This window comes from Neptuniibacter halophilus, from assembly GCF_030295765.1.
In the GTDB taxonomy this organism is placed as follows: Bacteria; Pseudomonadota; Gammaproteobacteria; order Pseudomonadales; family Balneatricaceae; genus Neptuniibacter; species Neptuniibacter halophilus.
In genome coordinates, this window is sequence record NZ_AP027292.1 from 2,661,135 (window position 1) to 2,684,946 (window position 23,812).

Sequence of the window (23,812 nt, forward strand, 5' to 3'; positions counted from 1 at the left end):
GGGAAAAGCCGGATACCTGAGTACCCGGCCCCGTCAAATCAGAGCGGGCGGCTAGTGTGGACTAAGGATGCTCTGAATTAACTGTTACCGGAAAAGGGCGGACGTCTGAGGCTGTCTCGGAATCAGAACTGACTCCCTTAACCGGTGAACCTGTGCCTGCGTAATTAAACGATCAGGGCGATTGCATTGCCGGCAGGTACGGCTTTGACCTGAAGCTGGGCGAATTCATCCTGACTCAGGAAGCCGTCTTTGTTGCTGTCGATCTTTTCAAAACTTTTAACCAGAGCAGGAGAAACCTGTGCTTCCTGCGGGCTGATTTTACCGTCGGCGTTCTGGTCCAGTTTGGAAAAGATGTTTTCAGACTGTGGCTGCTCTTTAACGACTTCAGACTGTACGGCAGGTTTAACTTCTTCAGTGCTGGTTTCAGCGGCAGTTACAGATACAGAGGCCAGTGCCAGAGCAGAACTGAGAGCGATTGCGGTAAATTTCATGTTTATCTCCTAAAACATCATTAAAACAAAACGGTTATGAAGTAAGTTTCGCAGGAGATATATCAAGTGCTGTGCCAGTTTTTAAAAATTCATTTAAATCAATTGGTTGCAGGTTGTTTTGGGTTTTTGGAAAGAGGGCCCGTGATTTTGGCCTGATTTTTAGGTGGAAACTGTCGCCATTAAGAGACAGGTAGTTGTTTAAAAAGCATACTTGTTTATTAAAATCAGTAAGTTATGTGAGTTGCAAATGGCGACACGTCATTCTGCCGGGTGACGGTTATGCGGAGTGAAACCCCGGTCTGGGTTGGTTTCAGTAACGGTTTAAGAAAAAAACAGAACGAAAACGCCGGGGTTTGCTGAGCGCTGTTAGCAGCGTGTTTAGGGAAGTAAGTGTTTAATTCGGGGTATTCAACTGCCGGCGCGATCGCTACAGAGTGATGCTTTCGCGCGTTGCAATAAGGTAGATAATCAGGCGTTCAGAGAACGTAATGTGTTGGTGATGATTGCGTTGTACTTATCCCGCGACGGGCGTTTACTGCTGAGTACGCGAAGCCCCCAGATGGTGGTCATCAGTGATGTTGCCAGATCTTCTGCCGATAATGTCCGGGTGATCTCGCCCTGTTGCTGTCCTTCGCTGATAGCTTGCAGGAAGTGCTGTTCAACCTGATTCAGGTAATCACTCACCTGCAACCGGATATCATCGTCTTCTGTTGCCAGTTCCAGCATGGTGTTGACCATCAGGCATCCTTTGCCGATCTCGTCATTTGCCAGGTCGTTACAGAAACGGTTAAAGAACAGTTCGATCCCATTAACCGGGGATGTTGCTTCCTCAAATGCGCTTGTTACCCGATGCAGGCTTTTGGCTGCGTAGGTATCAATCACCTCAACAAACAGTTCGCGTTTGCTTTTGAATGCACCATACAGTGAACCGGGTTTCAGACTGGTTGCATCCACCAGATCCGTAACGGATGTTGCGTTATAGCCGGTTCTCCAGAACACGTGCATAGCCTTTTCGAGTACCTCAGTACGATCAAATTCCGCTGGCCTTGCCATAATTTTGCCCTCCATGATCAATTGACATATTATCGATTTTCATTTCTTTCCTAGCAATACTTAATATGAAAATCCTTGGTCGCAGGTTGCTCAGATGGACCGCAGGCAGCGTAGCTGGCCTCTCCGTACTGACCGGATGTCAGTCTATACCCGACGGGCTGGGCGGCGATGCCGGGCCTCTTTTCCGCCGCGGTATAGTTACTCAGACCGCGCAGGGGCTGAGTTTTTCACCCTGTTATGTGAGTAATACCGAGCAAATCAGCGATCACACCGGGCGTTTGTCTGACCGCTTGCAGGATTCGGTGGAGCCTGCGGTATATGCTGAGCTCAGTGGCGATCATTTTGCACCGGGGGAGACCTGGCAGGTGTATCAGGTGCATCTGATCGGCGGCGGTCAGTCGACCTGTAATTACGAACTTTCCGGTAATGAGTTCCGGGCGGCCGGTGATCGCCCCCTGTGGATCGCAGATCTGCGTGATGATGGTATCTATGTCCATAACTACGACCGTATGGCTCAGTTGATCTTTCCCCGTAATGAACCGATTAATCTGGGCAATGGCTGGGAGTGGAACAGCCGTGTTTCCGGGCTGGGTGATCACCGGCTTGCTTTGCGCATACAGAAGCTTTCCTGCCGTGACCGGCATGGTATTGAGTATGAGTACCAGGCAGAGATGGTGCTGGATGGTAAACCCTATGTCGGCTGTGCCCGGGAAGGTCAGCTCGATATCCGCACCCTGCCGGGTTTATACACTGCAGAGATAAAGGGCCTGCGTGGTGTGGGGCGTTTTATCACACTGGACATGGCGGGAGATGGCACGGTGGTGCTGTCTCAGGATTACCGGAACCGTCAGCCGTTGATCGTGCAGAAGGGTAACTGGCAGTGGCTGGGTAATGGCAGGCTGGTGGTGCATCTGACCGAACTGGATGGTCGCGAAGAAAATGAGGTGCTGGTGTTTCAGCGTGACCGCTATGGTGCGTTAGTGCTCAAAGGTTACAGTGCGACCTACGGTAAGGCCGGCTTGCGCCTGGAGCGTGCCGGCCCGGAGAGAATCTTCCGTAAATTTAATCGTCAGTGAGCAGGTCTTTCGCCTGATTGATTTTCGCTGCCAGATAATCACTGCCGCCCCGGTCCGGGTGATATTTCTGCATCAGCCGGCGATGGGCTGTGATTATTTCTTCCCGGCTGCAGCCCGGTTGTAAACCCAGAATTTCATAGGCTTCCGCCTTGCTCATATCACCGCTGGACTCTGCGTTGTGGTGCGTCTGCTGCTGATCATCGGCCCGCCAGCTATCGCCAAAGCGTTTATCCAGATAGGTTTCCAGTAATCGGGTTGAATCGGCGTCCTGCTGGCGACAGTAGTTCAGCAGTTGCAGGAACTCCTGTTCGCTGAGCTCGCCCAGCACCCGGCCCTGTAACGGACCTTCGTTGACACTGCCATACATGACACCGGAGTCGTGATCCAGCGTCATGCTGAGAATACGGGTGGTGACTTCTGATCGATTACCAGAAGCTTGCTGACTCCCCTGGCGGCGTTTGTACCAGTGATTAATAAACGGCAGCATCCGGATCAGCAGCGGCAGCAGTTGTCGGGCAAAGGGCAGCAGGCCTGCAAACAGAGCGGCAATCCAGTGTAACCGGCCGGTGAGTGCCATCAATAGCACAAACAGAGCAACCACGGTGAGCAGGATCAGAGCGATCGCTCTGCGGCGTTTTTTCGGTGACATCGATTTTAGCCAGAAAAATACGCCAAAACCGATGGCGGCGAGAAGCACAAGGCTGACGGGATTCAAACACTACCCTCTATTCAAGACGAAAAACAACATTCAGTTATTTCAACTGTTCCAGTAACCGGTTTACGGAGGGGCCCTGCCCGGCGGCAAAGTGCTGTAACGCTTTTCTCCCTCCGCTGGCATAGACAGCAACGGCCAGCAGAAGTTGCTTCAGCAGACCTGAACTGTGCCCGTCGAAGCTATGGTAAGCCCCGCCGGAGAGTCTGGCAATCTCCCGCATGCCGCGTTTGGCGACAGGGTCAGCGCCCTCCTGAAACAGGAAAACCGGCGTGTTCAGAAGCCCCAGTTCTCCGGCTTTCTTGCACAGCGGGTCAAGCTTTTCCTCCAGACAGTCGCCAATGTAGATCACCGCCTGTACCGGTTGCTGGCGGGTTTCGCTGAGTGCCAGGTGCAATACGTTACCGATCTGGGTATGGCCGGCTGCACAGTGAACCTGATTCATGGTGCGGGTCAGTGCGTCAGCATTATCCAGCCAGCGACTTTGCTGAAACTCGTTATAGCCCCGAAAATAACAGAGTTTCAGCTCCAGCCCTCCCAGCGAAGCGGCCTGATGAAACATCTCATTCTGCAGATGGGAGGCGTGATCCCAGGTTGGCTGGCGACTGGCGGTGGCGTCCAGCGCAAACAGAATACGTCCCCGCCGGCCATGATCAACCACGGCCGGGGCGCGGTTTAACTGCTCGATAAACGCATCAATCTCCTGACGGCTGGACTGACTGACAACGGGTTGCCGGGATTTAGCCATAATCGCTCTGTTTCCTGAGTTTACTCTGAGTATAGCGTTTGATCGGGAGCGGCTGAATGACAGAGGCGCCGGTGGCGCATCAATAAAGCGCCGGAATATCTTCTGAATTCAGAGAACCTTAACGACACTGCCGCTGAGTTTAGTTAGTATCAGTCAAAACAAGTGAAAATGGAGTTTGCTACGTTGCGTAATCTACTCATTGCCGGTGCTGTTGCGGTTGCCGGAGCCGCAGGCTATATGCTGATACAACCGCAATCCCAGGATGGAGCCGGAGTCTCCCCGCTGGCTTATGTTCCCGCTGATACGGTGTTTTATTCCGGGCAGTTGGAGCCTTTCCCGCTGAAGGATTATCTGCGTGCGACCACTTTCGCATCGCCGCAGATGTCGCAGGATCTGCTTGAAGAGTTTGACGATCAGAGTTCAGCTCAGCATCGTTTTCTTGGCAGTCTGGTCAAAGCTTATTTTATCGCAGCCGAGTCGGAGGAGCGCTTTCAGCAGACTTTCGCGCTGCCGGATCAGGTTAAGGGGCTCTCTTATGCGGTGGGTCTGATGCCGGTCATTCGCTATCAGGTGACGGATGAAGCGGCATTCTGGGCATTGTTTAATCAGGCTGAACAGGAGAGCGGTTTCCAGCACCGTGCGGGCACCGCAGGCGAGCAGGCTTACCGCGCTTATCGCTTCAGTGATGAGAAAAGCGGCCGCAGTATTGAGCTGATTCTGGCCTATGCCGATGGCTGGGCGACCTGGACACTGAACTCTGCATTGAACGAGCCGGCCGATCTTGAGGTTGCGCTGTTGCAGAGTGCGCCCGCTGATTCGCTGGAGTCTGCTGGTGTCTTGGCCGGTATCGCAAAACAGCATGGTTTCCAGTCGCAGGCGCTTTCCTATCTTGATCACCGCCAGATTGTGACGGGTTTGACCAGCACGGATGGCAACCGCCTGGCGAAAATGCTCTCCCGTGCACAGGACCAGAACAACGCGGGCCGTGGTTTAGAGCAACTGAGAACACCGGAGTGTCAGTCTGAGTTCGGTGCGATGGCCGCAAACTGGCCGAGAACCGTCGCCGGAATTCGCAATAAAGACGATATGCAGATTACCCCAGAGCGTAGTTTCATGCGGATGTCGATGGTCGTCGAGAGCAACAATAAGGTTGTGATGGATGCCCTGACTTCAATGCAGGGTTATATCCCCGAATATTTACAGAAAGCCCAGTTGTTCGGTATAGGACTGGGGATTGATATGAATAATTTCAGTCCGGCACTCGGCGCTATCTGGAACGATATGCTGGAACCGGCTTATCAGTGTCAGCCATTGCGTCAGATGCAAACAGCGGTGCGACAGTCCAATCCGGCGGCTTTGGCGATGTTTACCGGTATGGCTCAGGGATTGAAGGGCATAGGTCTGGGTGTGCAGGACTTTACGCTGGATATGTCGGGGCCGGCACCTGTGATGACTGCACTGCAGGGTGTCGTATCAGTGAGCGCGGATAATCCGATGGTACTGTTTAATATTGCTCAGGGTTTTGTGCCTCAACTGGCCCAACTTCAGTTACCTGCGGACGGTTCGGCGCTGGATCTGAGCGATATGCTCCCGCTGCCGCCGGAACTGGATGTTCAGCCCATGCTGGCCCTGAAAGGTAAGCATCTGGTGCTTTATGCCGGAGAACAGGGTGAACAGGCTGCGAACCAGTTAGCAACGGTGGAACCGGTCAGTAACGGTATCCTCAATTTCTCGGTGGATTATAAAAAGATGCTGACCCCGCTGCTGCCGGTTATTGAAATGGCTGCAGAGCCTGAGGTAGCTGCGGAGCTGGCAGTGCTGAAACAGCTCGATATGCAGGTTCAGGTCGATCTGGGTACCAATCCTCAGGGCATTGAGATTCGCAGCGAAGCGAACATCCGTCCCCCCGCGCAGCAAACCGCCGCTCAGTGATACCAGACCATGACTCTTCTGTGTTTAAGCACGGGAGAGTCATGCTGCTTACTCTGTTTGAGATATTGTCTAGACTTAGGGTTTAAGACACTCTTTCGGTGTGGTTGTAATGCGCATACTTCTCTCCCTGCTGCTGTTTATATTCCCTGCCATGCTTTCGGCGCAGGGTGTGATTCGAACAATCCCGCCGCAATCTGAAGATGATGTCAGTCACAGCTATTTTACGACGCTGCTGACGATGGCGCTGCGTCAAACCGAAGCTGAATATGGGGTGAGCCGGGTAGCGTATACAACTCAGATGGAACAGGGACGCGCGGTAGAGGAGTTAGCCCGTGGCCGAACGCTGGATGTATATTGGGCCGGAACTTCCATCTCCCGGGAGAAAAAGCTGAAACCGGTTCGGTTGCCTCTGCTTAAAGGTCTGCTGGGGTTTCGGGTCAGCCTGATCCGGCGGGACCGGCAAACTGAGTTTGACCGGGTTGAAACCCTGCAGAAGTTACAGACACTGGTCGCCTGTCAGGGAAAGCACTGGCCGGATTCTGACGTACTGGAAGCCGCCGGTATTCAGGTTCAGCGGGGGGCTATCTATGAGCTGATGTTTCGGCAGCTTAATGCCGGACGTTGTGATTTTTTTCCTCGGGGTGTGCATGAGGGGGTTGCTGAAATGGCGGCCCGGCAGGGTAAATACCCAGAGATGATGCTTTACCCTGAGCTGATCATCTATTACCCGTTTCCCATGTATTTTTTTGTCGCGCCGGGAAATCTGAAACTGGCTCAGCGTCTGGAGCTGGGGCTGAACCGTATGATCGACAGTGGTGAGTTCAGTCGCCACCTGAGGGAGCATCCGGCGACGGCGCACCTGTTTCCGCTGGATAAATGGATAGAGAAACGGGTGATAAGCCTGCCTAACCCTTTGTTGCCGCCGGATACACCAGTAACAGAAGCCCGTTACTGGATTCAGCCCTACGACCACAGCAGGTAATCTCCCCTCCAGACCGCTGAAGGGGCCTTGCTCAGTCTCCAGCCGGCGTATCAGCAGCGCGTTCTTCACCCATATAGCGCTTGCGCTTTTTCGGCTTCACGTGATGAATATCGACCAGTACCAGACCGTCGATACAGTAGTTAAAGTCGGCATCCACCCCGAAATCAAGGAAGCGCACACCCCCCTCTTCGCAGAGCTCACTGTACTGTTTGTATAGCGTAGGTACGCTGACGCCGAGAAACTCCAGTTGCTCTTTGAGGATACGGAAGTCTGCCTTGTAGTTGTCGCCACTGAACATCCGCTGCAGATTGTTCTGAGCGTCGGCATCCAGATGATAAGGCGAGAAGGAGTGACCGAGGTTTTCTGTATCACCAAAATAGTGGCGGTAAAACCAGATCAGCATATCCTTGGCAACTTTCGGGTAGCTGTTGCTCAGGCTCACCGGCCCGAACATGTAACGGACCTCCGGGTGTTTCCGCAGGTAGGCACCGATGCCGTACCAGAGGTAATCGAGGCTGCGTTTGCCCCAGTATTTCGGCTGAACGAAACTGCGTCCCAGCTCGATTCCCTGATCGAAATAAGGTTGCATCTGTTCGCTGTAGCGGAACAGGGTAGAGCTGTAGAGTGGTTGTTCCGGGTTCTCAGCCAGTTTCCAGGCTTCCGCCAGGCGGTAAGCACCGGCAATTTCCAGCTCATCTTCGTCCCAGAGGATCAGATGACGGTAATAGGGGTCATACTGGTCCAGATCTTTCTTATCCCCGGTGCCTTCACCGACACAGCGGAACGCGATTTCACGCAGGCGGCCCACTTCCTGGATGACCGCGGAATCCGGTTTATAGTCAAACAGGAAGATTTTTTTACCATCGGCGGTTTCCCCGAGCAGCTCAGATTCACGCAACTCCTGTTTCAGCGTTTGCCGGCTTTGCGGATGGGCGATGGTTTTTTCAGTAATAAACAGGGGCTTTCTGTCTTTAGCGATCCGGTACAGATGCTTTTTCAGCAGTTTGGTTTTTTCCGTGGTGGAAACCGGTACGGCATCAATCTGACTGAACGGAATCGGTTCACCGACTTTCATCGGGATGGTGACGGAGTGTTTGTTAAACATCTCACGCGCCAGCATCATGGTGGACAGCGCCTTGTTGATGTAGGAAACGCTGTAAAACAATGAGGAGTTTTTACCGCCGATGAAGATCGGTAATACCGGTGCATTGGCTTTGCGGGCAAAGCGGATGAAACCGCTGTTCCATTTGTCATCTTTAATGCCGGTGAGTCCTGCGCGCGAAACTTCACCGGCAGGGAATACAATCACGGCCTGCTCCTGATGCAGGGCGTCGACAATTCTCTCGATATCGCGTTTGCGGGTGTTTTTCCCCAGATTATCTACCGGCAGAAACAGGTTTTTGATGGGATCAAAGTTCATCAGCACGTCATTGGCGATGATTTTCACATCGCGGCGGACCTCACCCACCATTTTCAGCAGTGACAGGCCGTCCAGTGCCCCCAGAGGGTGGTTGGCAATGATCACCACCCGTCCGGAGGAGGGGATGTTATCCCGGTCCCGGTTGCTGATGCTGTAGCCGAAATTGAAGTATTCCAGCACCCGATCGATAAATTCAAAGCCGCTGGCGTCGCGGTTCAGGTCGAGAAAGGAGTTAATCTCGCTTTCATGCACCAGTTTGCGCAGCATATAGAGCGCAGAACGACGAAAGGGCGCCGGTTTATCGGTAAAGGCCGGATATTTACTGACCAGAGCCTTCTCTACGTTAATAGCCGGCTCGGTGACGATGAGAGTATTTTCACGTGTGTTCATAACGTGAAAAATATATGAGTATTTTGTGTCTAAGCTTTGACGAAAACTTTACGTTTTGGTGACAGGGGAGTCGAGGCTCCCCCGGTGTGGTTCTGGTTTCGGGTTAGTTCCCCGCGCTGTCAGTGCCGTCCAGCGCTTTGTGCCAGATGTCATTATCGCCCTGACGACGACCATTACTTTTACGCCGATCGGCCTTGCCGGGTTCGAAACGTATATCTTCTCTGCGGTCTTTATTCTGTCTGCGGTCTTTACCGGAGCGTCTTTCCCTGACCCGTGGTTCTTCTGACATCTTATTATTATCTCCCAGCTTCTGACTTCTTAAAGGACGTTCCGGGCCGGGGTAGAGAAAGAGAGAGTGGCCCGGAACGTCTTGAGCCTGTTATTGAATTGTTGTTATCAAGGTGTTGCTATTAAGGTTCAGCATAGCAAACATTTTCTCATTGGCAGAGCAAAAAAAATCCATATACTGTATGGATGGACAGTATTTGGGTTGAGTTATGCAGCGCAAGATAATTCATTGTGATTGCGATTGTTTTTTTGCCGCGGTGGAGATGCGTGATAATCCGGCTCTGCGCGATCTGCCACTGGCTATTGGTGGCAGCCGTGAGCGCAGAGGCGTGATCTCAACCTGTAACTATCTGGCACGGGAATATGGGATTCGCTCCGCAATGCCTACCGCTCAGGCACTTAAACTCTGTCCGGATCTGACCCTGATACCCGGCAGCATACAGAAATACAAGGCGGTTTCGCAGCAGATTATGGCGATCTTCCAGAGCGTGACTGAGCGTATTGAGCCACTTTCGCTGGATGAGGCTTATCTGGATGTTACCGGTGTGGAACATTGTCAGGGCAGTGCGACCCTGATTGCCGAGGAGTTACGGCGCCGGGTTCGTGAGGAGGTAGGCATCACTATCTCGGCCGGGGTGGCACCGAATAAGTTTCTGGCTAAAGTCGCCAGCGACTGGAACAAACCCGATGGCCTGTTTGTGGTTCTGCCTCAGGATGTGGATCCGTTTGTTGCGGCACTGCCGGTTAAGCGTCTCTCCGGCGTGGGTGAGAAAACCGCAGAGAAGTTACACACCCTGGGAGTCGAGACTTGTCTGGATTTAAGGCAGATACCCCTGTCACGTCTGATTGAGCGATTCGGGCGGTTTGGTCAGCGGCTGTTTGAACTGGCCCGGGGCATTGATGAACGGCCGGTTAAAGTCAGCCGTGAGCGTAAATCGGTCAGTGTGGAGCATACCTATCCCCGCGATCTGCCCGATCTGCCCAGTTGTCTGGAGCAGTTACCGCAGTTGATGGAATCATTGCAACAGCGCTATGCACGGCTTGACCCACCACGTCAGATCGCCGGTGCCGTGGTTAAAATCAAGTTTTTTGATTTTATTCAGACCACGGCCGAATATAGTGTTAAACAACCTGAGCTGAGCCATTTCCGGCAACTGTTGAGTGATGCCTATCTGCGTGGCGGCCGCCCGGTACGTTTGATCGGCGTGGGTTACCGACTGCAGCCAGCCAGTTCTGATCAGCCCCGGCAACTCAGTTTATTGGCAGGCGAGTAACCCTTAACTGACGCGTCGCTGTAACCGGAGGGGAGAAATCAGTTTGACCAGACATGATCCGAACGCGCTTCAGGCGCTGCAGTTGCGACTGGCAACTTATCAGGCCGAGTATGGCTGTGGCGAAGAAAAGTGGGCGTTGCGCTGTTGTGAACTGGCGATGGAGGCCCTGCTGCGCGGTGATTATGGCGTTGGTGCGGTGCTTCTTAATCCGCAGGGTGAGTGTTTGCTGGAGCAGAGCAATCGGGTGTTCAGCCGTGGATATGATTCGGCGGGCCATGCTGAGATGCGTTTGCTCGATCAGTTTGAAGAGCAGTGCGCCGACTTTCCCTCACGGCAACAGCTCACCCTGATGGTCTCTCTGGAACCCTGCCCGATGTGCAGCAGCAGGATTCTGGCGGCCGGTATTGGCCGGGTTTGCTATCTGGCCGCAGACCCGGACGGTGGTATGTTAAGTCGATTAGCCCATCTGCCCCCCGCCTGGCAGAATCTGGGGCAGCTTTTACAGGTGAGCCGATTTCCGCAAGCACATGAACTGGCACGGCTGGCCAAAGAGATTGCGGCTTATGGCAGTGCACAAAGAAGAGCGAACCTGCTCGGTATTATTCGCCCTGAACGCCTGTAATTGCCCCCTCTATTTGCTATACTCGCGCACTTTTTACGCAGCCTGATCAAAAAAAGAGCAGGTAACTCCCTGGGGTGATAAATGATTCAATTGCTTGTGTCGCGAACACAATCGCTGAAAAGTGATCTATTGTCGGGTCTGACCGTTGCGCTGGCGCTGGTGCCAGAGGCGGTTGCCTTTGCCTTTGTGGCCGGGGTTGAGCCGCTGGTAGGTCTCTACGCCGCCTTTATGGTTGGTTTGATTACCGCCGCAATCGGTGGGCGTCCGGGTATGATCTCCGGGGCAACCGGTGCACTGGCCGTGGTAATGGTGAGCCTGGTGGCGCAGCACGGGGTAGAATATCTGTTCGCCACTGTGGTGCTGATGGGGATCTTCCAGATTCTGGCCGGAGTGTTCCGGCTCGGTAAGTTTATCCGTCTGGTGCCCCACCCGGTTATGCTGGGCTTTGTGAATGGTCTGGCGATTGTGATCTTCCTGGCGCAGATGAAACAGTTCCAGTTCTCCGATGCTGATGGCGTGTTGCAGTGGTTGCAGGGTGAGCAGATGATGCTGATGCTGGGGCTGGTAGCGCTGACCATGGCTATTATCCACTTCCTGCCAAAGCTGACCCGGGCGATCCCATCGTCACTCGCTGCGATCCTCACAGTCAGCCTGCTGGTGATCGGTCTGGATCTGGATGCGCGTACTGTTCAGGACGTGCTGGTGGATATGACCGGTAATCCGGCTGCTACCATTGCCGGTGGTCTGCCGGAATTCCATATTCCCATGGTACCTCTGAATGCTGAAACCCTGCGGATCATTGTGCCTTACGCGCTGATTCTGGCGGCGATTGGCCTGATTGAATCCCTGCTGACTCTGACTCTGATCGATGAGATCACTGAGACCCGTGGGCGAGGCAATAAAGAGTGTATCGGTCAGGGCGTTGCAAACGTAGCGACCGGCTTCTTTGGGGGTATGGGCGGCTGCGCCATGATTGGCCAGAGCATGATTAACATCAACTCAGGCGGTTTTGGCCGGGCTTCCGGTATCTCCGCTGCGTTGTTCCTGCTGACCTTTATTCTGGTGGGTTCTCAGTGGATCGAAATGATTCCGGTTGCGGCGCTGGTCGGGGTAATGTTTATCGTGGTCATTGGCACCTTTGAGTGGGCGAGTCTGCGCCTGTGGGGCAAAATTCCACGCTCAGATATGCTGGTAGTGATTGCCGTAACTGCGGTGACCGTATGGCAGGATCTGGCGATTGCGGTGATTGTCGGTGTGATTATCTCGGCACTGGTGTTCGCCTGGAAGCATGCCAGCAACATGTCCTTTGAGGTTCGTGATGAGTACGACACTAAGGTATACAAGCCAAACGGCCCGCTGTTTTTTGCATCTGTGCAGGCATTTCGTGATCAGTTCAACCCGAAGATGGACCCGCCTGAAGTGATTGTTGATTTCGCTAACTGCCGGGTAATGGATCACTCGGGTATCGAAGCCATCGACTCTCTGGCAGAACGTTATGAAAAAGCGGGTAAAGAACTGCACCTGCGCCACCTCAGCCCGGAGTGTCAGGGTCTGTTGAAGAAAGCGGGCAAGCTGGTGGAAGTGAACATCATCGAAGATCCGAAATATAAAGTAGCGGACGACAGCCTCGCCTGATCATCGTTATTCTTTGATCGATCGTTAAAAAACTCCGGCCTCTGCCGGAGTTTTTTTTGCCTGATATAAGTCGTGTAATTAGTTGCAGTGTTATCTGGCAGTAAAAATACAGCCAGCAACAAAATTAAATCCTTTCTATTTAAAAAGGTTATTTTGATTGAATTTTTATATTAGAGATAACTGATTGATTATTAACAATTGATTAAAAAACATTCAACTGACTGTACTTCAGTACAGTAGGTAAAACGCACCTCTGTGACTAGCTTTTAATCAGATTGATAGGCGGGATGCGATCCTGCGCTATCAAGATCACCACACCAGCCTCTCTTCCCGCAGTAAATCGGGTACCTGAGGTCATGATGGATTATGAGTAGTAGGAGTGCATCAAAATGAACGTCATTGGTTCTGTAGTACAAATCATCGGGAAAGTGGTTGCGATCAAGCCTGATGGATCAGAGCGTCTTCTCGCATTAGGCGATCCGGTTTATGCGGATGAGGTGATTAAGGCATCGCCGGGGGCGAGCGTAGAGCTGTCTATGGCCGATGGCGCGGTTGTGGCACTGGAGGGTGGCGAGACCTGGCTGCTCTCTTCTGAAACCTACGCAACGGCAGAGTCTTTTGATAGCAGTGAAGCCGCCGCTGACGGTCAATCTATTCAGGCTGCGATTACCGGTGGAGAGCCGGGTACTGATGCCGAGATTGACGCCATTCAGGCTGCCATCCTGGCGGGTGCTGACCCTACTGAGGTAGGTGAAGCAACTGCTGCCGGTGGAGCCCCTGCTGCCGGGGGTGGTCAGGGTAACGAAGGTTCCTCAACGGTTAACATTCTGCGTACCGCCGAAGAGGTTGACCCGACAGCCGGCTACGACACCATTGGCTATGAAGAAACCTTTATCCAGCCGGAAGAAGAGCTGGTTATTGTGCCAGAGCCACTGCCGGTAGTGAGTGTTTCTGTTGAGGTGAGCCTGGAAACACCGACCGACCCTTCCGACCCGGATGTGCCTGATACGCCTACCCCTGAATATCCGGTACTGGTTAGCGGTAATGCGGTCAGTATTCTTGAAGGTTCCGATATGGAATCTGATAAAACAGTCACTTTTAATCTGGTTCTGGATAAAGCTTTTGATCAGGATGTGACGGTTACTTATCAACTGTATGAAGGTACTGCACTCTATGGTGAGGACTGGAGTGATGGGCCCGATCCTGACCATATCTATACCGTTGTGATTCCTGCGGGCACGACTGAAATTCCGGTAACCGTTTACATTGTGCAGGATAAGCTGGACGAGGGTAATGAAACCCTGGGTATCCGTATTCTCAGTGCAGAAAATGCCACCGTTAACCCTGCCTCCGATTCCGGCACCATTACCATCTATGACGACGATACCACACCTGTTGCACAGGACGATTTCAACAGCGTGATGGAAGACACCTACAACTACCAGGAGGAAGAGGAATACCCCTCTACTTCCGGTAATGTCATCAGCGGTGTGCATGATGACAGCAGCCTCACTCCGGCTGAACAGGAAGATACCGATGCTGATGGTGATTCAATTGTTGTGGTCTCCTTCAGTGACGCTGATGAAACCGCCGCACCGGGTGAAACCATCACCGGAGATTACGGTACTCTGACCCTCTATGCTGACGGTTCGTACACCTATGTACTTACCTCCAACGGTGAAGATGCAATTCAGGGACTGAGCGAAGGCGAAACTCTGGAAGATGTCTTCAGCTACGTCATTACCGATACCTACAACGCAGAGCAGACAGCCGATCTGACCATCACCATCGAAGGTAAGGATGACGGTGTTGAGCTGTTTGGTCTGAGCGGTGAAGGTGCCGAAGAGGTTGTTTACGAAAATGATCTGGAAGAGGGCTCCTCTCCGGATGCGCCTTCTCTGACACAGGATGGCGATTTCAGCTTCGATTCTCCGGATGGACTGGCCACAATCACCATTGGTGGTCAGGCATTTACACTGGCACAACTGCAGGCACTGAACGGCAGCAGTGTCACCATCAGCAGTGACTACGGTGATCTGGAACTGAATGGTTTCAGCGGCGATGAGTTTGGCGGCATCATCAGCTACAGCTACACCCTGACCGATAACGTCGATAACGACTCTCAGGCCGGCGCCACCGATGGCGGCTACACCGATAGCTTTGCTGTAGAACTGGAAGATGACGATGGTTCTTACACCAGCGCGAGCCTCGATATTGATATTGTCGACGACACCCCAACTGCGGCAGATGACGGCCCAAGTGGCGTGACCGAAGATGGCACCAGCATGGTCTCCGGTAACGTACTGGATAATGACGATGCGAATGCCGACCAGAGTGCAGTGTTCGTCGACTGGAGCGGTGCGGACAATACCGCCGCGCTGGATGCACTGGCAACCTACGGTACCCTGACCCTGAACGGCGATGGCACCTGGGACTACACCCTGGACAACAGTCTGGCGGCTACCCAGGCACTGACCTCCGGTGACAACCTGAGCTACGACATCTACTACACCATGGCCGATGCCGACGGTGATGAAGATGTAGCGAAACTGAACATCACCATCACCGGTGCGGATGACAACGCCAGCGTGGATGCCGGTGCCGGCGAGACCGTGTACGAAGCCGGACTGCCTGATGGCTCCGCGAACGATGACAGCGATCTGGTGATTGATGGCAGCCTGAGCGTCTCCGCGAGCGATGGCATCTCCACAGTGACCATCGGTGGCACCGTGTTTACACTGGCCGACCTGCAGAGTCTGGACGGCAGCGATACGGTGAACACCGGACAGGGTATCCTGACCATCAAGAGCTACAGCGGTACTGATTTCAGCGGCACCATCACCTACGACTACGCCCTGAGTGCGACCATCGACAACGACAGTGCAGCTCCGAGTGCACCGGAAACCGTGGACGGCAGCAGCTATCTGGATGTGGTCGCGGTCGAAGTTGACGGTGTGGGTGGCTCCAACGGCAGCGACAACCTGGAGATCAGCATTGTCGATGACACCCCAACTGCGGCAGATGACGGCCCAAGTGGCGTGACCGAAGATGGCACCAGCATGGTCTCCGGTAATGTACTGGATAATGACGATGCGAATGCCGACCAGAGTGCAGTGTTCGTCGACTGGAGCGGTGCGGACAATACCGCCGCGCTGGATGCACTGGCAACCTACGGTACCCTGACCCTGAACGGCGATGGCACCTGGGACTACACCCTGGACAACAGTCTGGCGGCTACCCAGGCACTGACCTCCGGTGACAACCTGAGCTACGACATCTACTACACCATGGCCGATGCCGACGGTGATGAAGATGTAGCGAAACTGAACATCACCATCACCGGTGCGGATGACAACGCCAGCGTGGATGCCGGTGCCGGCGAGACCGTGTACGAAGCCGGACTGCCTGATGGCTCCGCGAACGATGACAGCGATCTGGTGATTGATGGCAGCCTGAGCGTCTCCGCGAGCGATGGCATCTCCACAGTGACCATCGGTGGCACCGTGTTTACACTGGCCGACCTGCAGAGTCTGGACGGCAGCGATACGGTGAACACCGGACAGGGTATCCTGACCATCAAGAGCTACAGCGGTACTGATTTCAGCGGCACCATCACCTACGACTACGCCCTGAGTGCGACCATCGACAACGACAGTGCAGCTCCGAGTGCACCGGAAACCGTGGACGGCAGCAGCTATCTGGATGTGGTCGCGGTCGAAGTTGACGGTGTGGGTGGCTCCAACGGCAGCGACAACCTGGAGATCAGCATTGTCGATGACACCCCAACTGCGGCAGATGACGGCCCAAGTGGCGTGACCGAAGATGGCACCAGCATGGTCTCCGGTAATGTACTGGATAATGACGATGCGAATGCCGACCAGAGTGCAGTGTTCGTCGACTGGAGCGGTGCGGACAATACCGCCGCGCTGGATGCACTGGCAACCTACGGTACCCTGACCCTGAACGGCGATGGCACCTGGGACTACACCCTGGACAACAGTCTGGCGGCTACCCAGGCACTGACCTCCGGTGACAACCTGAGCTACGACATCTACTACACCATGGCCGATGCCGACGGTGATGAAGATGTAGCGAAACTGAACATCACCATCACCGGTGCGGATGACAACGCCAGCGTGGATGCCGGTGCCGGCGAGACCGTGTACGAAGCCGGACTGCCTGATGGCTCCGCGAACGATGACAGCGATCTGGTGATTGATGGCAGCCTGAGCGTCTCCGCGAGCGATGGCATCTCCACAGTGACCATCGGTGGCACCGTGTTTACACTGGCCGACCTGCAGAGTCTGGACGGCAGCGATACGGTGAACACCGGACAGGGTATCCTGACCATCAAGAGCTACAGCGGTACTGATTTCAGCGGCACCATCACCTACGACTACGCCCTGAGTGCGACCATCGACAACGACAGTGCAGCTCCGAGTGCACCGGAAACCGTGGATGGCAGCAGCTATCTGGATGTGGTCGCGGTCGAAGTGGACGGTGTGGGTGGCTCCAACGGCAGCGACAACCTGGAGATCAGCATTGTCGATGACACCCCTCAGGTTATCGATCCAGAAACCGCCTTTGTGATCAACACCACTGGTTCAGCAGGTTCCACAACGGGCTCTCTGGATATTGATGGCAATATTGATGACAACGTTGGAGCGGATCAGCTAGGCACACTGAGCTTTGCTACTACTAATGGCTCTGACAGTGGGTTTACCAGCGGGGGCCTCACTATTTACCTGTATGTTTCCAGCGATGGTCAGACGTTGGTTGGTTCAACAACTGAACCTGACGGCGTACTGGACGGGGATGATAGTGGTGTAACTGATAATCAGGTCTTCACGGTTGATCTGAATACCGATGGTGATGCTGCACTGAGTAATGATAATTACGACTTTACGCTTTATCAGCAGGTCGATGGGGGTCTGACTACGTTCAGCGTATCGGATGCCGGTTTCGACTTCTACGGTGGTAATGATCCGTATTCATACTTTGATGACACTATCACTAACGATGCCAACGGTGAACAGGATATTCTCCTGACTCCAATGATCAATGGTGTCGATGGAGGTACGACAAATACCAGTAATATTGCCGGTGGTGTTGGCAGTGGTAACAGTGTTGGCCCAACTGAGGGTGTGCGGGTCGACTTTGTGTATGGCCTGACCGGAAATCCGGCGAAAAATATTTCTGATGCGGACTACAGTAACCTGATTAACCAGGATCATGAATTTGATGGTCACAACATGGTGAACGGTGCCAGTGCGACTTTTACCGGTATCAGTGGTGGGATAGGTACTTCGGATATCACTATTACCGCGTTTGATGACTTCGATGGAGATAATGTTGTTGGTGACTCTACGGACAAGGATGTAATTACATCTGTCCAAATCACCTATAACGGAGAAACCAAAACTGTTGCCAGAGATACTTCCATGGTTACCGTCGCGGGAATACTCTACACGCTTGACTGGGATGATGATTATAGTGTCACAGTTGAGGGCGTTGTCTCTGACACGTCTGTTGCCGTGTATAGCAGTGATGGCGGGTTTTCCTCAGTAGAGTACACATGGTCCGGAGGTGAAACATTTAAAATCGGTGGCTTCGGTGCTGGTGTGCCAACACCGGGTGAAGTGATTGAGATGAGCTTTGATCTGCAACTGGTCGATGCCGATGGAGATACCGTTGTGATGAACGATGGTATCCAGGTGGTACTCAGTCCTGAAAACCATGCACTCTTGGTTTCCGGTGAGGATGGCCTTGGGGAAAATATCGATGCCAGCGCCTCTCTGCAAGCTGTCACCATTGTGGGCTCATCAGGTAATAATATCCTGATTGGCTCTGAGGGCGACGATATTCTGGTGGGCCTCGGTGGCGATGATACGTTGACAGGTGGGGATGGTTTAGACCGCTTCAAATTCGTTGAAGAGGATATCAATGACGGTAGTGTGGGAATGGATACGATTACCGACTTTGATACATCAGAAGGCGATATCCTTGATGTGGCTGACCTGCTTGGCGGTATTACCGAGGATGCGGCTACGTTGGATGGCTATCTGCACTTTGAGTTGGTAGGTGGAGATACAGTAATCCATCTTAATAAAGACGGTGATTACACTTCTGATACCAACGAAGTGGGTAAGGATGAGCATACCATTGTATTGCAGGGGGTTGATCTGACCGCAGGTGAAACTCTCAGTGACGCAGAGATCCTGACTAATCTGCTAGCGAGCAATAATCTGGATACTGATGTGTAATAAACCCATAACCTAAACTTCGCTGGAATAAAAAAGCACCCTTCGGGGTGCTTTTCTTTTACTTAATGCGTCGGATCAGCTCAGGGCCTGACCTTCGAAGCTGATACCTTCCCAGCCGCTCTGCATAAAGTTGCGGATGTTGCCGTGATCGGTGCCTTGCGGTGTGTTCAGTACATCCTGATAAAACCGGCCGAAACAGGCCAGGGTCTGGGCCTGATCCAGACCGTTTAGTTGAGCAAATGCGAAGATCTTGCAGCTACCTTCGTTCTGGCCTGCTTCGTTCTTCAGCTCGCCATTGGTAAAAGCAACAGGCGTGTAGCTGTAGTTATCGCTGATCACCTGAATACAGTCTTCAAAGTCCAGTGCCGGATTGCTGCCGATCTGCTGCAGAAACTCTTCTTTTGTCATGGGGCTGCCCTGTTGGCTGAGAATTAAAGTGTCCGTGATATTAGTGACACGGTGAATTATTGCAAGCATTTGACAGGGATCAGTTGAAGGCCTGTTTTCTTTGCGGATTCACCGCTGATGGCTATGGTCTGGCTAGACTTAAAACAGGCAAGGGAATGATAACCCGCGCCGCATAACAAGATCAGGAGGGTAGAGCCATGTTAACTTACAACGAATGCCTCGAACTCAGTGGCCTGACCGTTGGTGAAGTTAATGCGATTGCAGAGCATGAGCATATGGAACCGATGATCGCCGTGGCGCTGGGTAACTATCTGGTGGAACATGAGGGCGAACAGAAGATCAGAAAGATTATTCTTGAGGATATCGCTAAAGCGGAACGTAATGGTGATTATCCACATGCTAATCTGCTGAACCGGGTGCTGGAGCACTTTCTCGCCACCCACCCCGATGCTGCAAAGTAAGCTAAGTAAAGGGCCGCAACAGGCCCTTTACTTTATCTCTGTTCAGAGTCGGCTTTCGGTATTCAGTATGGTCAGCAGGACCTGGCTGCTCTCGGCAGCATCATGCCCCAGCGGGGTCAGATAACCACCGTCTTTCTGGGTAATCAGCCCTTTATCAAATAAACGCTCAGTGGCTGAGATCAGTTCTGGCTTGGCTGAAGAGTGGACCTTGATTCCTTCCTGCGTGGTATCCAGATTAAACAGATTAAGTACGTTGAGTTCCTGCATAAGGTCTTGATTGTATGGCATGTAAACTCCTTACTATGCGGCTGGAACTGCAATGCAGAGTCAGTCGTTGGGACTGTGAAATGCATGCAGTGAAGAGGGGCGGGTTGTTATTTTCTCCACCTCTGTCCAAAACAGCATAGATGGAGATGACACGAAAGGGAAAACAAATCTCTGTTAACTTCAGAACCCCAAGTGGCGGCAGGCTTTCTCGGCGTGAGACACACCTCCTGCCGTGCAGGTCTGAAAGGTAGGAGCGCCGTCCCGGCGCGAAGGCTGGGTGATGGGGTTCAGAGAGATGTCTCGGCGTGAGACACACCTCCTACCGGGCAATGTGGTAGGAGCGCGGTCCCCGCGCGATGTCTGGTGCGACAGAGTCTCGGTGTGAGACACGCTTCCTGATTTGGGGCTTAGGGTAGCAGAGTCAGATAGACAAAAAAGGCAGCCAGTTGGCTGCCTTTTGAATTGTGTAGTTAGCTAATGCGCATGCCCGGCTGGGCACCTTCGTCCGGGTTAAGGATCCAGATGTCTTTTCCACCCGGGCCGGCTGCGAGAACCATGCCTTCTGATACACCAAACTTCATTTTGCGTGGTGCCAGATTCGCCACCATCACGGTCAGTTTGCCTTCCAGATCTTCCGGCTGGTAAGCGGATTTGATCCCGGCGAATACATTACGGGTCTCGCCGCCCAGATCCAGCGTCAGTTGCAGCAGTTTATCTGCGCCTTTAACGTGTTCCGCTTTGGCAATACGGACAACCCGCAGGTCGACCTTGGCAAAATCCGGGAACTCGATGGTATCGGCAATCGGCTCATCCGCCAGAGGACCGGTAGCAGCAGGCTGAGCGGCAGCAGCGGCCTCGGCCAGCGCCAGTTTGGTGTCTTCGATAATGGCGTTGATCTTGTCTTCTTCAACCCGCTGCATCAGTGGCTTGAACTTGTTGATGGTGTGGCTCAGCAGTGGCTGCTGAACGGAATCCCAGTTCAGGTTATCCACCGCGAGGAAGGTTTTCGCTTCTTCGGCCATCTCCGGCAATACCGGGGCCAGGTAGGTGAGGATGACCCGGAACAGGTTGATACCCATAGAGCAGCAATCCTGCACCGCTTTTTCCTGACCTTCCTGTTTAGCCAGTACCCAGGGTTCTGCCGCGTCGATGTACTGGTTAGCCTTGTCAGCCAACTGCATGATCTCGCGCATAGCGCGACCGTATTCACGCTTCTCGTAAGCCGCTGCAATGCTTTCTCCTGCCGCCACAGCCTCAGCATACAGCGCGGGTTCGGCCAGTTCTGCCGCCAGTTCGCCGTTGGACTTTTTCTTGATAAAGCCGGCGCAGCGGGAGGCGATATTGACTACTTTGTTAACCAGATCCGCGTTAACACGCATGCGGAAGTCTTCCAGATTCAGATCGATATCGTCGATACCGGAGCTGAGTTTGGCCGCAAAGTAGTAACGCAGGTATTCCGGGCGCAGGTGCTTGAGGTAGGTTTCCGCCATGATAAAGGTGCCGCGGGACTTGGACATCTTCTGGCCGTCTACGGTCAGGAAGCCATGACAGAACACACCGGTTGGCTTGCGGAAGCCCGCGCCTTCCAGCATGGCTGGCCAGAACAGGGTGTGGAAGTAGGCGATATCTTTACCGATAAAGTGGTACAGCTCGGTTTCGGAAGATTCGTTCCAGTACTCGTCGAAATCGACGCCGTTTTTATCGCACCAGTTTTTGAAGCTGGCCATGTAACCGATGGGCGCATCCAGCCAGACGTAGAAATATTTGCCCGGCGCATCCGGGATTTCAAAGCCCCAGTACGGCGCATCACGGGAGATATCCCAGTTCTGCAGGCCGGCCTCAAACCACTCGTTCAGTTTGTGGATCATCTGTTCCTGAACGTGGTTATCAACCCAGTTGCGCAGGAAGTTTTCAAAATTACCCAGCTTGAAGAAGTAGTGTTCAGATTCTTTTTCAATCGGCTTGGCACCGGATACCGCAGAGTACGCGTTTTTCAGCTCAACCGGGCTGTAGGTGGCACCGCACTTCTCGCAGGAATCGCCATACTGATCCGGCTCGTTACATTTCGGGCAGTCGCCTTTAACGAAACGGTCCGGCAGGAACATCTCTTTTTCAGGGTCGTAGGCCTGAGTGATGGTCTTTTTGGCGATATGACCACCATCGCGCAGCGCAGTATAGATCTGTGAGGCGAATGCTTTGTTCTCTTCCGAATGGGTAGAGTAGTAGTTATCAAACCCTACCATGAAGCCAGCGAAATCGCGCTGATGCTCGGCGCTGACTTGATCGATCAGCGCCTGAGGGCTCAGTCCCAACTGGTCAGCCTTAAGCATGATCGGCGTGCCGTGGGCATCGTCGGCACAGACATAGGTGCACTGATGGCCGCGCTGCTTCTGGAAGCGCACCCAGATATCGGTCTGGATATACTCAACCAGGTGGCCCAGATGGATGGGGCCGTTGGCATAGGGAAGCGCACTGGTAACGAGAATCTTGCGTTTGCTGTCAGTCATGTTCTGCCTGATAACCTGAATCGTTGAAATTAGAGCGCAGATTTTACGCTGTTTGCGCGGTTTTATGAACCGTTAATCATCGTCCCGATAAGGTCGGTTGCTGGTTTTTCTGCCGCTCGCATCCTGTTAAAATGCGCGCTCCGTGGAGGGACTCCACCACGGCTGCAGTTAATCCCATCCTGTCGAGGCATGAATGTCCATCTCTGTTGTTGAACCTGAAAAGTACGAAGCGCAGCTCAGCGCTAAAAAAGCGACCACTGCTGAGCAGTTTGCCCGTTTTGATCTGCCTGAGATCGAAGTGTTCGAATCTCCGCGCAGTCACTATCGCATGCGCTGTGAGTTCCGGGTCTGGCATGAGGATGACGACCTTTACTATGTGATGTTTGAGAAGGGTAACAAGCATGCCCGCATTCGTATCGACCACTGCCCGATGGTGGCGGAGCGGATCCATGAGGTAATGTTTGAACTGCTGGAGGAGATCCGGCCGTCAGAAACCCTGCGCCGTAAACTGTTTCAGGTTGATTTTCTCAGCACCCTCAGCGGTGAGCTGCTGGTTACCCTGCTTTACCACCGTCCTATTGATGAAGCCTGGGCGGAGGAGGCGAAACGCCTCAAGGAAAAATTCAATATTCAGATTATCGGCCGGTCACGCAAAAACCGGATTCTGCTGGATCAGGATTTTGTGACCGAGCAGCTCGATATCAATGGCCGGGTTTACAGCTATAAGCAGGTTGAGAACAGTTTCTCTCAGCCTAACGCTGAAGTCTGCCGGCATATGATTCAGTGGGCACTGGATGCGAGCCGCGATGCCGGTGGCGATATGGTTGAGCTGTACTGTGGTAACGGTAACTTTACCCTGCCGCTGGCGCAGAATTTCCGCCGTGTGGTGGCGACTGAGATCTCGAAAACCTCAGTACGTGCAGCACAATACAATATCGAAGCGAATCAGATCGATAATGTGGATGTCGTGCGGATCAGTTCTGAGGAGTTTTCTCAGGTGCTGAGCGGGGCGGTGGAGAAGCGACGCACCCGTGATCTGGGGTTGAAGGAGTGTAACTTTACCACGGTGCTGGTCGATCCTCCCCGTTCCGGTCTGGATGATGACACCGTGAAACAGGTTCAGTGTTACGACAACATTCTCTACATCTCCTGTAACCCGGAAACGCTGCAGGCGAATCTGGAACAGATCTGCCAGACTCACAAGCTGGAACGGTTTGCCATTTTTGATCAGTTCCCCTACACCGACCATCTGGAGTGTGGTGTTTTCCTCAGTCGTCGTTAGT

General features: G+C 53.3%; 18 protein-coding genes. 9 read left to right on the top strand and 9 right to left on the bottom strand.

The genetic code is table 11. The features are described from left to right. Positions 1–164 precede the first annotated feature (164 nt). Together QUD59_RS12410 and QUD59_RS12415 are read right to left on the bottom strand one after the other, a co-directional pair. Complete coding sequence (locus QUD59_RS12410) at positions 165–491, bottom strand: EF-hand domain-containing protein (RefSeq protein WP_286237368.1); 327 nt, start codon at positions 489–491, stop codon at positions 165–167. A gap of 468 nt (positions 492–959) precedes the next feature. Further along, positions 960–1,544: a TetR/AcrR family transcriptional regulator gene (locus tag QUD59_RS12415; RefSeq protein ID WP_286237369.1), complete on the bottom strand. Its 585-nt coding sequence runs from the start codon at positions 1,542–1,544 to the stop codon at positions 960–962. A 65-nt stretch (positions 1,545–1,609) separates the two neighbouring features. Here QUD59_RS12415 and QUD59_RS12420 point away from each other — a divergent pair, with 65 nt between their 5' ends. After that, a complete protein-coding gene (locus QUD59_RS12420) occupies positions 1,610–2,620 on the top strand; it encodes a hypothetical protein (RefSeq protein WP_286237370.1) in 1,011 nt (336 codons plus the stop codon). On the opposite strand, the gene QUD59_RS12425 is transcribed toward QUD59_RS12420, so the two are convergent. Both QUD59_RS12425 and QUD59_RS12430 read right to left on the bottom strand, forming a co-directional pair. Continuing rightward, positions 2,607–3,269, bottom strand: coding sequence for a DnaJ domain-containing protein (locus QUD59_RS12425; protein WP_286237371.1), 663 nt, complete (start codon positions 3,267–3,269; stop codon positions 2,607–2,609). The genes QUD59_RS12420 and QUD59_RS12425 overlap by 14 nt on opposite strands. Before the next feature lie 103 nt (positions 3,270–3,372). After that, entirely contained in the window at positions 3,373–4,080 is a 708-nt protein-coding gene (locus tag QUD59_RS12430; protein ID WP_286237372.1) for a VWA domain-containing protein, read from the bottom strand. A 183-nt stretch (positions 4,081–4,263) separates the two neighbouring features. Between QUD59_RS12430 and QUD59_RS12435 the strand changes: the two genes are divergently transcribed. Both QUD59_RS12435 and QUD59_RS12440 read left to right on the top strand, forming a co-directional pair. Next, positions 4,264–6,012 (top strand): hypothetical protein, encoded by a 1,749-nt coding sequence (locus QUD59_RS12435; protein ID WP_286237373.1) that lies wholly within the window; start codon positions 4,264–4,266, stop codon positions 6,010–6,012. 109 nt (positions 6,013–6,121) lie between these two features. Further along, entirely contained in the window at positions 6,122–6,994 is an 873-nt protein-coding gene (locus QUD59_RS12440; protein ID WP_286237374.1) for a type 2 periplasmic-binding domain-containing protein, read from the top strand. 31 nt (positions 6,995–7,025) lie between these two features. Here the strand turns inward: QUD59_RS12440 and olsF are convergent, their stop codons facing one another. Together olsF and QUD59_RS12450 are read right to left on the bottom strand one after the other, a co-directional pair. Continuing rightward, positions 7,026–8,804, bottom strand: a complete 1,779-nt coding sequence (olsF, locus tag QUD59_RS12445) for a bifunctional ornithine lipid synthase OlsF (RefSeq protein ID WP_286237375.1) — start codon at positions 8,802–8,804, stop codon at positions 7,026–7,028. A 103-nt stretch (positions 8,805–8,907) separates the two neighbouring features. Then, positions 8,908–9,093: a hypothetical protein gene (locus QUD59_RS12450; protein ID WP_286237378.1), complete on the bottom strand. Its 186-nt coding sequence runs from the start codon at positions 9,091–9,093 to the stop codon at positions 8,908–8,910. A gap of 262 nt (positions 9,094–9,355) precedes the next feature. On the opposite strand from QUD59_RS12450, the gene dinB reads away from it, so the two are divergent. From dinB to QUD59_RS12470, 4 genes are all read left to right on the top strand, one after another. After that, the gene (gene dinB / locus QUD59_RS12455; RefSeq protein ID WP_286237380.1) at positions 9,356–10,366 is read left to right on the top strand and encodes a DNA polymerase IV; all 1,011 of its coding nucleotides are present in this window, start codon (positions 9,356–9,358) and stop codon (positions 10,364–10,366) included. 43 nt (positions 10,367–10,409) lie between these two features. Next, entirely contained in the window at positions 10,410–10,988 is a 579-nt protein-coding gene (locus tag QUD59_RS12460; RefSeq protein ID WP_286237381.1) for a nucleoside deaminase, read from the top strand. Positions 10,989–11,069: 81 nt separating this feature from the next. Then, on the top strand, positions 11,070–12,623 hold the full coding sequence (locus tag QUD59_RS12465; RefSeq protein ID WP_286237382.1) for a SulP family inorganic anion transporter: 1,554 nt from the start codon (positions 11,070–11,072) through the stop codon (positions 12,621–12,623). 389 nt (positions 12,624–13,012) lie between these two features. Beyond that, positions 13,013–18,886, top strand: a complete 5,874-nt coding sequence (locus QUD59_RS12470) for a retention module-containing protein (protein WP_286237383.1) — start codon at positions 13,013–13,015, stop codon at positions 18,884–18,886. 75 nt (positions 18,887–18,961) lie between these two features. On the opposite strand, the gene QUD59_RS12475 is transcribed toward QUD59_RS12470, so the two are convergent. Further along, the gene (locus QUD59_RS12475) at positions 18,962–19,294 is read right to left on the bottom strand and encodes a HopJ type III effector protein (RefSeq protein ID WP_286237384.1); all 333 of its coding nucleotides are present in this window, start codon (positions 19,292–19,294) and stop codon (positions 18,962–18,964) included. 197 nt (positions 19,295–19,491) lie between these two features. On the opposite strand from QUD59_RS12475, the gene QUD59_RS12480 reads away from it, so the two are divergent. After that, positions 19,492–19,755 carry a hypothetical protein gene (locus QUD59_RS12480; RefSeq protein ID WP_286237385.1) on the top strand — a complete coding sequence of 88 codons (264 nt, stop codon included), beginning with the start codon at positions 19,492–19,494 and terminating at the stop codon, positions 19,753–19,755. Between the two features lie 42 nt (positions 19,756–19,797). On the opposite strand, the gene QUD59_RS12485 is transcribed toward QUD59_RS12480, so the two are convergent. Both QUD59_RS12485 and metG read right to left on the bottom strand, forming a co-directional pair. After that, positions 19,798–20,043, bottom strand: coding sequence for a TIGR02647 family protein (locus QUD59_RS12485; RefSeq protein WP_286237386.1), 246 nt, complete (start codon positions 20,041–20,043; stop codon positions 19,798–19,800). Positions 20,044–20,492: 449 nt separating this feature from the next. Continuing rightward, positions 20,493–22,529, bottom strand: a complete 2,037-nt coding sequence (gene metG / locus QUD59_RS12490; RefSeq protein WP_286237387.1) for a methionine--tRNA ligase — start codon at positions 22,527–22,529, stop codon at positions 20,493–20,495. Positions 22,530–22,722: 193 nt separating this feature from the next. On the opposite strand from metG, the gene trmA reads away from it, so the two are divergent. After that, positions 22,723–23,811 (top strand): tRNA (uridine(54)-C5)-methyltransferase TrmA, encoded by a 1,089-nt coding sequence (gene trmA, locus QUD59_RS12495; protein ID WP_286237388.1) that lies wholly within the window; start codon positions 22,723–22,725, stop codon positions 23,809–23,811. Position 23,812: the final 1 nt, after the last annotated feature.